This window comes from Streptomyces sp. NPDC049813 (assembly GCF_044465085.1).
Lineage (GTDB): Bacteria > Actinomycetota > Actinomycetes > Streptomycetales > Streptomycetaceae > Streptomyces.
Window position 1 is genome coordinate 379,011 of sequence record NZ_JBITLI010000003.1, and the last position, 11,896, is coordinate 390,906.

The following is an 11,896-nucleotide window of genomic DNA, read 5'->3' on the forward strand; positions in this document are numbered from 1 at the left end:
TAGATTCGCATGACGCCTCTCGCCCCGACGGCCACCTACCGGCTCCAGCTGCAGCCCGATCTCGGCTTCGCCGCGGCCGCGGCCGCCGTCCCCCATCTGGCCTCCCTGGGGGTCTCCCACCTGCACCTGTCCCCGGTCCTGGAGGCGGTGCCCGGCTCGACGCACGGCTACGACGTGGTGGACTGCGCGCGCGTGCGCGGCGAACTCGGCGGCGAGGACGGGCTGCGGGCGCTCGCCCGCACGGCGCACGAGCACGGCCTCGGCCTCGTCGTGGACATCGTGCCCAACCACATGGCCGCCTCCGTCCGGTACAACCGGCCGCTGTACGAGGTCCTGCGCGAGGGCCCGTCGTCCCCGTACGCGCGCTGGTTCGACATCGACTGGGAGGCGCAGGGCGGCCGGGTCCTGCTGCCCGTCCTGGGCGGACACCTCGGCGACGAACTGCCCCACATGAAGGTGGAAGGGGACGTACTGCGCTACTACGAGCACGAGTTCCCGCTGCGCGACGGCACGCGCGGGCTGCCGCTCCCGCAGCTCCTCGACGCCCAGTGGTACCGGCTGGCCTGGTGGCGGCTGGCCAGGACCGAGCTGAACTACCGCCGTTTCTTCACCATCTCCGACCTGATCGGGGTCCGCGTGGAGGAGCCCGAGGTCTTCGACGCCACCCATGCGACCGTGCTGCGCCTGCTGCACGAGGGGGTCGTCGACGGGCTGCGCGTCGACCACCCCGACGGGCTCGCCGATCCGGGCGCCTACCTGCGGCGGCTGAGCGAGGCGACGGGCGGCCGGTGGACCGTCGTCGAGAAGATCCTGGAGGACGACGAGCAGCTGCCCGCCGGCTGGCCGGTGGCCGGCACCACCGGGTACGACGCCCTGCGCCACATCGACGGTCTCTTCGCCGACCCGGCGGGCGCAGGCGAACTCCTGGAGGCGTTCCGGCGGTTCACGGGCGCCGACGCCGACCGGGGCGGCCGCTGGGCGCCGACCGCCCGCCGCGCCGCGCACCGGGTCGTCCGCCACGAGCTGGCCACCGAGGTGGAGCGGCTGACGCGGGAGGCGGCCGCGCTGTGCGCGCTGGAGCCGCGCCTGCGCGACCACGCTCCCTGGGCGCTGCGCACGGCGCTGCGCGAGCTGCTGGTGCGCGTCCCGGTGTACCGGCCGTACGTGAGCGGGGGCGCCGACCCGGAGACGGTCCTGACGGCGTCCGCCGCGGCCGAGGCGAAGGCGGCCTTCACCGTGCCCGAGGAGGCGCGTGCCGTCGACGCCGTACGTGACCTGGCGCTCGGCCGGCACGGTGACGGGCCCGCGCACACGGCGTTCCGGGCGCGGTTCGCCCAGACCGCGTCGGCGCTGCGGGCCAAGTCCGTCGAGGACAAGGCGTTCTACCGGTACACGCCGCTCCTGTCGGCCCTGGAGGTGGGCGGCAGCCCGCACGGCCCGGCGGTCCCCGCCGCGTCGTTCCACGCGTACTGCGCGCGGATGCAGCGCGACTGGCCGGACACGTCGACGGTGCTGTCGACGCACGACACGAAGCGCAGCGCGGACGTGCGCGCGGGCATCTCGGTCCTCAGCCAGTGCCCCGGCCGGTGGGAGGAGCTGCTGGCCCGGGTGACCGAGCGGACCGCGCACGGCGGCGGCACGAGCGCCCCCGACCCGCAACTGGCGTGGGCGGCCTGGCAGACCGTGGCGGGGCTCGGCCCGGCGGAGCCGGAGCGGCTCCAGGGGGCGCTGCTCAAGCACGCGCGCGAGGCGGACCTCTTCACGACGTGGACGGAGCAGGACAGTGCCTACGAGGGCGCGGTACGGGACTTCGTGGCGTCCGGCCCGTGCGGCCCGCCCGGCGACGAGGTGCTGCGCTTCATGGCGGACCTCGCCCCCCACGTACGGGCGAACGTCCTCGGGGCCGCGCTGGTCCACCTCACCATGCCGGGCGTACCGGACCTCTACCAGGGCACCGAGCACGAGTACCGCGCCCTGGTGGACCCGGACAACCGGGCGCCGGCCCGCTTCCACGCCAAGGAGCGCGGTCCGCTCTCCACGGACAAGGAGGCGCTGACCCGGGCCGCCCTGCACCTGCGGCGGGAGCACCCGGACTGGTTCGGCGGCGCGGCGACCTACGAGCCGCTGGCCGCGGCGGGCCCGGCCGCGGAGCACTGCGTGGCGTTCGTGCGCTCGGGCCGGGTCGCCGTCGCGGTGACCCGGCTGTCCCTGCGGCTGGCCGAGGCCGGCGGGTGGCGGGAGACGGAGCTGGCGCTGCCCGCGGGCGAGTGGGCCGACGCGCTCGGTGAGGGCCGGCGCTTCAGCGGCCACGCGCGCGTGGCGGACCTCTTCTCCCGGCTGCCGGTGGCGCTGTTGGTCCGCACCGACTCCCACGGCGCGGACGGCGACGGCGGGCGGGAAGCCACCGGCTGAGCCCGGCACGGGAGGGGCCGGGACCTTGGGGAACCGGCCCCTGACGCCGTCACGGGGCGTAGCCTGCAACCGGCGATGTGTCACGGCACAGGCCTTCTTGACAGGTGCGGCCGGGCGTGGGGTACTGCGGGTGCTGACGCCGGGAGCACCAACGGGGGTGAGTCATCTGACGGAGCAGCGGTACCCCACCTCGGCCGAACAGGCCCAGTCGGCGCGGGACCTGGTGACTCACCGACCCGACCTGTGCCGCCTACGCCAGGTCGGCACGTCACGTGCGGGGCGGCCCCTGCATCTGCTGTCCGTCGGGCACGACCGGCGCACCGTGCTCGTCGTCGCGGGCGCCCACGCCAACGAGCCGACGGGCGGCTCGACCGTCCTGCACCTCGCCGAACGAGCCCTGCTGGAGCCCGGGTTGCGGGCGGACCGGTCCTGGCACTTCCTGCTGTGCGCGGACCCGGACGGCGCGGCGCTGCACCGCACCCCCGCCCCGCGCACGCTGCTCGACTACCACCGGCACTTCTTTCGTCCCGCGGGCCCCGAGCAGCCCGAGTGGTCGCCCTCGGTCCTGCCCCCCGACCGGCTGCCGCCCGAGACGACGACCCTGACCGGCGTCATCGACGACCTGCGGCCCTACCTCCAGGTCTCCTTGCACGGCACCGAACTGGGCGGCAGCTGGGTGCAGTTGACGCGCGACATACCGGGGCTCGCGGAGGCGTTCGCCAAGTCGGCGGCCGAGCTGCACATACCGGTGGAGACCGGCGCGTCGGACGCGGCCGGGTGGCCGACGTCCGGGCCCGGCGTCCATGTGATGCCCGATCCGGACGTGCAGGCGGCGTTCCCCAGCCTGCCCGACGACGCCCGGCACTCCACCTGGCACCACGCGCACCGCTACGGCGGCTCCACGGCGATCGTGGAGGTGCCGATGTGGGCCAGCGACCTGGTCGACGACCCGGCGCCGCACCCGGCCCCCGAGCGGGCCCTGCGGCGCATCTCGGCGCGGCTGAGCCGGGACACCCGGCTCGTGGAGGCGATCCTCACCGAGACGCTGCCCCGGCTGCCCGACACCACGGGCCCGCTGCTGCGGGCGGCGCGCTGGGCGCTGAGCCTGGTTCCGGGGCTCGCCGACGACTGGGTGCAGCCGCCGCCCCCGGACGCGACGATGGCGTACGTGGGCAGCATCGACGCGTTCGCCAGGCGCCTGCCGCTGCGCGCCGCCGCGATGCTGCTCCGGGTCCTGGAGGAGGCCGGGGACCCGGCGGCGCCCGGCCTCGACGCCCTCGTCACCCGCTGGTGCGAGGTGTACGCGGACCGGTTCGGGGCGCGCTGGGTGCCGGTCGCCCACCAGATCGAGCACCAGGCCCGTACGACGATCGCGGCGGTCCGGCACGCCCGGGGCTGAACCGGTGCGGGGTCGAACCCGTCCCGGGGGCGAGCCTGTTCCGGGGCCGGGCCTGTTCCGGGGCCGGGCCTGTTCCGGGGCCGGGCCTGTTCCGGGGTCGAGCCGGTGCGGGGCGTGCCGTTCAGGCGGCGGAGAGCCGGAAGGCCATGTGCCCGAAGCAGATCTGGTCGCCGTCCTGCACGACGGCGACGCCGATCACCCGGCGCCCGTTCACCGACGTCCCGTTCGTGGAGCCGAGGTCGCGCACCACCCACCGGCCGCCCTGGCGGCTCAGCTCGGCGTGCACCCGCGAGACCGTGTCGTGGCTGAGCCGCAGCCCGTTGGCCGGGTCGCGGCCGATGCGCAGCGGATAGGGATCGTCCTGCGCGGGCAGCAGCAGCTTCGGCAGCCGCTCGACGGTCCAGGCCCTGCGCAGCCGCACGGTGAAGCCGGAGACCGCGCCCACCGCGCCGAGCACGGCCCGCGACCACGGGTTCTCGTGCCGCAGATCGGCGGTCAGCGCGTCGAGTTCACCGGGGGTGCGGGCGGCGAACGCCAGCTCCATGCGGCGCACGAACGTGTCGTGCGAGAGCCGTCCGACCGCGACGCCGTCCCTGAGCACCTTCAGCGCACGGTCCCGCTCGGCATCGGACAGCCGGGCCGGGTACGTGTGGTGTTCGAAGGAGGAGGTCACCCTTGTGATTGTCGGGCAGCGCGGCCGGAGTGTCCAGAAAGCGACCGGGGGGTCGGCGACGTCCGCCGCCTGTGACCGGCCACGACGGCGAACGGGGTTAGCGGGAGGCGGGGTTGGGCAGGGCCCCGTGAGCGCTCCGGCCGGGCCCGGCGCCGCCGACCGCGCAAAATGCGGGCTCAGTAGTCGCGATTTCCCGGCGGAACGATCACTCCTGGCGCAGGATGGACGCGTCGTCACTGTCGGCAGACACCCGGCTACGAGGGGGAAGCGCCCGTGCAATTCGAGGTGTGGGCACCACAGGCAGAGCAGGTCGCGCTCCATTGCGACGGCGCCGCGCGCGCGATGCGGCCGGACGCGGACCGCGTCGGCTGGTGGACCGCGGAGGCCGACGCGCAGGACGGCACGCGGTACGGGTTCGCGCTCGACGGCGGCCCGGTGCTGCCCGACCCGCGCTCGCGCCGCCAGCCCGAGGGGCCCGACGGGCCCAGCGCGGTCGTCGACCAGGGCCGGTACGCGTGGCAGCACGACTGGGCGGGCCGGGACCTGGCCGGCGCGGTCCTCTACGAGCTGCACGTGGGCACGTACACGCGGGAGGGCACCCTCGACGCGGCCGCGGCGCGCCTCGGGCACCTGGCCGCTCTCGGGATCACGCACGTCGAGCTGATGCCGCTGTGTCCCGTGCCGGGCCGGCACGGCTGGGGGTACGACGGCGTCAGCCTGTGGGCCGTGCACGAGCCGTACGGCGGCCCCGAAGCGCTGAAGCGTTTCGTCGACGCGGCGCACGGGCTCGGGCTCGGCGTGGTGCTCGATGTCGTCCACAACCACCTGGGCCCCTCCGGCAACTACCTGCCCGCGTTCGCCCCGTACTTCACCGACACGCACCACACGCCCTGGGGCAGCGCCGTCAACCTCGACGCGCCCGGCTCGGACGAGACCCGCGCCTATCTGCTCGGCAGCGCGCTGGCCTGGCTGCGCGACTACCGCCTCGACGGGCTGCGCCTCGACGCGGTCCACGAGCTGCACGACTGGCGCGCCCTGCCCTTCCTGGAAGAGCTGTCCGCGGCCGTGGACGGGCTCGCCGAGCAACTGGGCCGGCCGCTCTTCCTGATCGGTGAGTCCGACCTCGGCGACCCGCGTGTCGTCACGCCGCGCTGCGAGGGCGGGCTCGGGCTCCAGGCGCAGTGGAACGACGACGTCCACCACGCCGTGCACGCGGCCGTCACCGGTGAACACAGCGGCTACTACGCGGACTTCGCGCGCGAGCCGCTGGCCGCCGTTGCCAAGACGCTGACCCACGGCTTCTTCCACGACGGCACGTACTCGTCCTTCCGCGGACGCCGCCACGGCCGGCCCCTGGACCGGGCCCGCACCCCCGCGCACCGGCTCCTCGCCTACACGCAGACCCACGACCAGGTCGGCAACCGCGCCCAGGGCGACCGGCTCGCCGCCACCGTCTCCCCCGGGCTGCTGGCGTGCGCGGCGACGCTGGTCCTGACGAGCCCGTTCACGCCGATGCTGTTCATGGGCGAGGAGTGGGCGGCCAGCACCCCGTGGCAGTACTTCACCGACCACACCGACCCCGACCTCGCGGAGGCCGTGCGGCAGGGCAGGCGGCGGGAGTTCGCGGCGCACGGCTGGGCCGAGGAGGACATCCCCGATCCGCAGGACCCGGCGACGCGGGAGCGGTCCTGTCTCGACTGGGCGGAGGCCGAGACGGGTGACCACGCGCGCGTCCTGGCCTGGTACCGCGAGCTGATCGCCCTGCGGCACGCCCGCAGCGACCTCCAGGACGCGGATCTGGCCTCCGTCAAGGTTGCCCACGACGAACAGGCCCGCTGGATCGCCTACCGGCGGGGGGATCTGCGGGTGGCGGTGAACCTGTCCGCCCGGCCGGTGACGATTCCGCTGGGGCGGCCGGTCCTGGGGGTGCTGGCGGCCTGGGAACCGGTTCGGGTGCCCTCGGCGGGCGGGGAGTTGGTTGTGCCGGGTGAGTCGTGTGCGGTTGTGGTCGCGCCTTAGGGCGCGGGTAGCTCGCCGCGCGGGGGGGGCGCGGCCGGCGCCCCTCGCAGGTAGTTGTTCGACTACGGGCCGGTGGGGGTTCTCGCGCAGTTCCCCGCGCCCCTAGGTAGCTCGCCGGCTGCGGGCCGGTGGGGGCTGATCGCGCAGTTCCCCGCGCCCCTGAAAGACTTCGGCCGACCCGCCGTCGTGGCTGGTCGCGCAGTTCCCCGCGCCCCTGAGAGGCGCACTTCGTGCGGCCTCTCATCGGGGACATGGAGCTGCGGCGGAGCCGCATGCTCCAGGGGCGCGGGGAACGGCGCGAGAAGCCCCACCGGACCCGCAGATGAAAACGGGGGCGCACGTAGTGCGCCTTTCGGGGGCGCGGGGAACTGCGCGACCAGCCCCCACCGGACCCGCAGACGGAAACGGGCGGCGCACGCAGTGCGCCTTTCAGGGGCGCGGGGAACTGCGCGAGAAGCCCCCACCCGGCCCGCGGACGAAAGCGGACGGGGCGCACGCAGTGCGCCTTTCAGGGGCGCGGGGAACTGCGCGAGAGGCCACGACGTGCGGGCGGGATCGGCACACGTTCCGCCCCTACCCGCGGCACGGGCGCCGAGTCAGTCCGAGACCTGTTCCAGAAGGATCGGCTCCCAGGCGCGAGCCAACCGTGCTCGGGTGAGCGCCCCCGGCACCTCCCCCACCCGCACCACCGCCTCGCAACGAGCCAACCACAACCCGCGCAGACAGACCCGGGCCCCATACCCGGCCAGCGTCGCGGACCGCACCGCCGCCCGCGCCCCGACCGCCCCCGCGAGCCCCGCGATGTCCTCCGCCGGGTCACCCACCACCGCGTCCCCCCAGTCGAGCACCCCCCGCACCCGCCCGTCCCGCCCGACGGTCAGCCGCGCTCCCGTGAGGGCATGATGGACGAGCACCGCGTCCCCCTGCGCCCCGAGCTGCGCGACGGCCTGCGGCGTCAGCTGCTCCAGGCGCCCCGCGTCGAACTCGTCCGCGTCCAGCCCCGCCGCCGCCGCGTGCGCCGCCCGCCGCACCGGCTCCAGCCCCCGCGCGGCGACCTTCGGCACGCCGAGCGGCACCGCGCGGGCGGGCGGCACCGCGTGCAGCCCGGTGAGCAGCCCGGCGAGGTCCTCCTCACCCCCGGCGGTGACGTCCCGGACCTCCGCGGACTCCCCGGGCAGCCGGGTGTCGAGGGTGTAGGCGAGGCCGGGCTCCCACTCCCCCGCCGCGACCGACGCGGGGACGGCCACGGGCGCGTAGCCCCGCACGAGATCGCGTAGGCGCACCTCGCGGCGCAGGCGCCGGGAGGCGTCCGCGTCGGCGGCGAGGCGCACGACGTGCCGGGACCCCACCCACCAGGCGGCGTGCTCGCCGTGGCCGCCCACCGGCCGCAGTTCGGCACCCCCGCCATCGGGGAGCAGTTCCCCGAGCAGGCGGCGCACGGTGTCCTCGGTCGGCCCCCGCGGTGGCTCCGGCGTCGGCTTCATCGTCGCTCAGCCCACGATCGCCAGGTCCCGCGCGGTGGAGTTGAGGCGCCGGCCGCCGTCCTCGGTGACGGTGACGATGTCCTCGATCCGGACGCCGAAGCGGCCGGGCAGGTAGATGCCGGGCTCCACCGAGAAGCACATGCCCGGGACGAGGGGCTGTTCCTCGCCCTCGATCATGTACGGCGGTTCGTGCGTGGTGACGCCGATGCCGTGCCCGGTGCGGTGGATGAAGTACTCGCCGTACCCGGCGTCGGTGATGACGGCGCGGGCGACCCGGTCGACGTCCTGGCAGGCGATCCCGGGCCGCACGGCCTCGCAGGCCGCGGTCTGCGCCTCGCGCACGACGGCGTGGACGCGGCGCTCCTCCGCGGTGGGTTCGCCGACGTGCACGGTGCGGGTGGTGTCGGAGCCGTAGCCGTGCTTGAGGCCGCCGAAGTCGAGGACGACCATGTCGCCGTCCTGGATGACGCGCTCGCCCGCCTCGTGGTGCGGGTTGGCGCCGTTCGGGCCGGAGCCGACGACCGTGAAGTCGACCTGAGAGTGCCCGAACTGCCGCAGCAGCGCGGCGAGTTCGCGGGCGATGTCGCTCTCCTTGCGGCCGCGGAAGGCGACCTTCTTGATCTCCTCGTACGTGGCGTCGGCGGCGGCGCCCGCCGCGGCGAGCCGCTCCAGTTCCGCCGCGTCCTTGACGCCGCGGAGCATGGGCAGGGCCTCGGTCAGCGAGACGTACGAGGTGCCGGGCAGGGTGCGCTGGAGGCCGAGCAGGTGCATGGCCCACGCGTTGTCGCTGACCCCGAACCGGCCCCGCGCGTCGAGCAGCGGCGCGGTGATCCCGTACGGGTCCTTGCCATCGGTCCAGTCGCGCAGGCGCAGCGCGGCGGCGCCCGCGGCCTCGGCGGCGTCGGGCGCCTCCAGGGTCGGGACGACGAGTGTCGGCTCCTGGCCCGCGGCGAGCACCAGGAGGGTGAGCCGCTCGGTGTCCCCCGGCGCGTACCCGGTGAGCCACACCAGGTCGGGCCCCGGCGCGACGAGCACCCCCGCGAGGCCCGCGTCGGCGGCGGCCCGGGCGGCCCGGTCCATGCGGGACGCGTAGTCGGCGGCGGTGAAGGGCGCGGGGGTGCCGGTCGTCATGGCCTGGCCTCCGGGTTCTGGTGACGGGATCGCGTGGTGGCGCGCGTGCGGACAAGCGCGATCGTAGGGACAAGGGCGACATGCGGTCTACGGCAGCATCCTGCCCGGCCCCCTGCCCCGGCGCGAGTCCGCCTCCCTCCTGGCGGCAGGGGCTTGCCCGACGCCCGCCGGACGCCGGGTCGCGGCCGGCGGAGCGGACGGCCCGGCCCGGCGCCGGGGTCACGTCAGGACGCCGGGGACCGCGGTCAGCCGCTGATGTGCCCCCGTGCCGTGCCGCACCGTCATGAGCAGTTCCACGGCGCCGGGCGGCGTGCGGGCGCCGCGGTGGGGGGTCGGCGCGCTCGCCTCTCCCGGTTCACCGATCCCCTTCCCGCCCCAGCGCCCGGCCTCGGTGCTGTATGGGCCTAGAAGGCGCCGAACGCTCCCGCCGGGCTGCCTGGGGGCCGCGTCCCGGACGCGGCGGGTTCGGGGGCGGGTGGGGTGCCGGGTACGGCCGGGGCGCGGTCCGGCAGGAAGCCGTGGGCGCGGCCGGCCAGGTAGCCGGCGCGGTAGCGGTCCACGTTCCGGTGCCAGTTGAGGATGCCCGCCATCCAGTTCCGCAGCTGCTCGACGTAGCCGTCCAGGACGGCGCGGGCCTCGCCGCGGAGCTTGAAGTCCTCGTAGAGGACGGGGAACTCGTGCGTGACGATGTGCTCGAACTGCCGCAGTCGCTGCGTCATGAGGTCGTGCACGATGCCCAGGGCCCGCGGGTAGTCGATGCCGAAGAAGTTCTGCACGACGAGGATCGCGTTGTGGATCTCCCCCTCGTACTCGATCTCCTTCTGGTACGAGAACACGTCGTTGATCAGCATGCCGTAGTCGACGGCCGCGTTCTCCAGGGCCCGGACGGGACCCGAGCGGTACACCTCGCGCGGCACGGCGGGGCCGTGGCCCATCCGGCACATGCTCATGGTGAGGTCGGAGCCGAAGGTGGCGCGGCGCATCTCCAGGTAGTCGACCGGGTCGGGGATGCGGTGCTGCACCTGGTTGAGGACCTCCCACACCCAGCTGTCCGTCATGACGTCGACCGACGCGCGGAACTCGGCCCGCCGGCGCCGCGACATCCCCGCCGTGGTGCGGGCCCACAGGTCGAGGAGACCGCGCTCCATGGCGTTGGCCGGGGCGGGGACGGGTTCGTCCGCGACGGGCATGCAGGCCGACAGGCGGGCGGTGCAGTGCCGGGCGGCGGCGAGGTCGCGCCGGTGTCCGAAGACCAGCGGGTAGTAGTCGTCCCCGTAGGTGCCCCAGGCGAGCCACTGCGCGCTCAGGTCGAGGGCCTCGGGCGTGCCGTCCGGATCGATCCCGGCGGAGCAGAGCGCCAGGTCGGCGGCGGCGAGCCGGTCCTCGTCCCAGACGCCTTCGGCGAGCATGCCCATCCGCCGCGTCCAGGGCACGAGGTGCTCGCGCGCGCGGTCGAGCGCCGGGTTCAGCCGCACCTCGAACGGCAGGGCGAAGTCCGGCAGCAGCGAAGGGCCGGTCTTCTGGTACGGCACGTGCGTGTACGCCCGCAGCCGCTCGGCCCCCACCGAGTCGAGCAGGGCGCGCACGTCGGCGGAGGCGGTGCCGGTCCCGGTGGGTCCGTGCAGCGGCGAACTCTCCTGCACCGCGCCCTCGTTCATGTACCGGCTGGAGCGCAGGTGCCATTCGTGGCCGCCGGACTGCCAGTCCTGGAGGCCGCGCGTGTACGCGGCGACGGCGGCGACCTCGTCCGGGGCGAGCCCCGCGTCCAGGGCGAGGGCGGGCACCTCGGTGAGCGCGGTGTGCTCGAACTGGTGCAGCCGCGAGGTGAGCACGTCGTTGACGATCTCCGCCGCCTCCTGGGTCGCACAGCCGAAGAAGGTCTCCAGCACCAGGACGCCATTGGAGAGTTCGCCCTCGTCGTGGACCTCGCGCTCGTAGGAGAAGAGGTCGTTGCGCAGGTGCACGGCGTCGGAGAAGGTCTCCATCAGCACGCGCAGCGGCCGCGATCCGGCGACGGAGGCGGGGACCTCGGCGGTCGCGTACTCGACGAGCCCCGCCGACCAGGGCGCGCCGCCGACCTTGCGGCGCATCTCGATGTACTCGACGGGGTTGGCGACACGGCCCTCGTTGATGTTGGAGAGCTCCCACAGCGACTCGTTGAGGAGGTGCTCGGTGGCCTCGGCGAACCGGCGACGCCAGTCGGCGGACATCGCGGGCACGGTGCGCCGCCACAGGTCGGCGAGGCCCGCCTCGACCGGGTTCTCCGGCTCGGGCACCGGGATGGCGAGGTCCATGGGCATGAAGAGCGGCAGCCGGGCGAGGTGGGCCCGGCCCGCCTCCCGGTCGTTCGTGCGCTTGAACATGTCCAGGAAGTGGTCGTCGAAGAAGAACACCCACACGTACCAGTCGGTGACCAGGGAGAGGGCGGGCCCGTCGCAGTCCGGGTGCGTGTACGCGCACAGCAGTCCGTAGTCGTGGGCGTCGAGATCGCGCTGCTCCCAGACGCCGCTGCCCTCCAGCATGCCCATGGAGCGCGCCCACGCGCCGGAGTGGGCGCGCGCCTCGTCGAGGTGCGGGTTGAGCCGCGCGCGGTACGGCATGTAGAAGCGCGGCAGCTGGAACGGCTGTGAGGACTGCTCAGTCATGTGCGCGGGCCTACCCGTGCCCCGGGGCGGGCATCCGCGGGGCGGCCCGTGATCGCCCCATCGCGTGAACGATGACTGAACGGGCCCCGGGCGGGGAAGCGGCCCGCCCGGGCGGTGAGAAGCGCGACAGGCG

Annotated in this window: 7 protein-coding genes; 3 read left to right on the forward strand and 4 right to left on the reverse strand. The window is 74.9% G+C overall.

From position 1 onward, the window contains the following. Nucleotides 1-9: 9 nt before the first annotated feature. On the forward strand, nt 10-2,412 hold the full coding sequence (gene treY, locus ACIBW6_RS09155) for a malto-oligosyltrehalose synthase (RefSeq protein ID WP_399058341.1): 2,403 nt from the start codon (nt 10-12) through the stop codon (nt 2,410-2,412). Nucleotides 2,413-2,569: 157 nt separating this feature from the next. Beyond that, nucleotides 2,570-3,811, forward strand: a complete 1,242-nt coding sequence (locus tag ACIBW6_RS09160; protein ID WP_399058343.1) for a M14 family zinc carboxypeptidase — start codon at nt 2,570-2,572, stop codon at nt 3,809-3,811. 121 nt (nt 3,812-3,932) lie between these two features. Here ACIBW6_RS09160 and ACIBW6_RS09165 read toward each other — a convergent pair whose 3' ends face one another. Beyond that, nucleotides 3,933-4,484, reverse strand: coding sequence for an FHA domain-containing protein (locus ACIBW6_RS09165; RefSeq protein ID WP_399058345.1), 552 nt, complete (start codon nt 4,482-4,484; stop codon nt 3,933-3,935). A 273-nt stretch (nt 4,485-4,757) separates the two neighbouring features. On the opposite strand from ACIBW6_RS09165, the gene treZ reads away from it, so the two are divergent. Continuing rightward, nucleotides 4,758-6,503 carry a malto-oligosyltrehalose trehalohydrolase gene (gene treZ / locus ACIBW6_RS09170; protein WP_399058347.1) on the forward strand — a complete coding sequence of 582 codons (1,746 nt, stop codon included), beginning with the start codon at nt 4,758-4,760 and terminating at the stop codon, nt 6,501-6,503. A gap of 596 nt (nt 6,504-7,099) precedes the next feature. Here treZ and ACIBW6_RS09175 read toward each other — a convergent pair. The 3 genes from ACIBW6_RS09175 to cyc2 all read right to left on the reverse strand — a co-directional run bounded on the left by ACIBW6_RS09175 (nt 7,100) and on the right by cyc2 (nt 11,763). Beyond that, a complete protein-coding gene (locus ACIBW6_RS09175) occupies nt 7,100-7,987 on the reverse strand; it encodes a phosphotransferase (RefSeq protein ID WP_399058349.1) in 888 nt (295 codons plus the stop codon). 6 nt (nt 7,988-7,993) lie between these two features. Then, a complete protein-coding gene (locus ACIBW6_RS09180) occupies nt 7,994-9,118 on the reverse strand; it encodes a M24 family metallopeptidase (protein ID WP_399058351.1) in 1,125 nt (374 codons plus the stop codon). A gap of 404 nt (nt 9,119-9,522) precedes the next feature. Beyond that, complete coding sequence (cyc2, locus tag ACIBW6_RS09185; RefSeq protein WP_399058353.1) at nt 9,523-11,763, reverse strand: germacradienol/geosmin synthase Cyc2; 2,241 nt, start codon at nt 11,761-11,763, stop codon at nt 9,523-9,525. Nucleotides 11,764-11,896: the final 133 nt, after the last annotated feature.

What these genes read in the sequence shown, in the direction of transcription:
- treY (WP_399058341.1), top strand. Translation starts at nt 10, where the DNA reads ATGACGCCTCTCGCCCCGACGGCCACCTACCGGCTCCAGCTGCAGCCC.
- ACIBW6_RS09175 (WP_399058349.1), bottom strand. Translation starts at nt 7,987, where the DNA reads ATGAAGCCGACGCCGGAGCCACCGCGGGGGCCGACCGAGGACACCGTG.
- ACIBW6_RS09180 (WP_399058351.1), bottom strand. Translation starts at nt 9,118, where the DNA reads ATGACGACCGGCACCCCCGCGCCCTTCACCGCCGCCGACTACGCGTCC.
- cyc2 (WP_399058353.1), bottom strand. Translation starts at nt 11,763, where the DNA reads ATGACTGAGCAGTCCTCACAGCCGTTCCAGCTGCCGCGCTTCTACATG.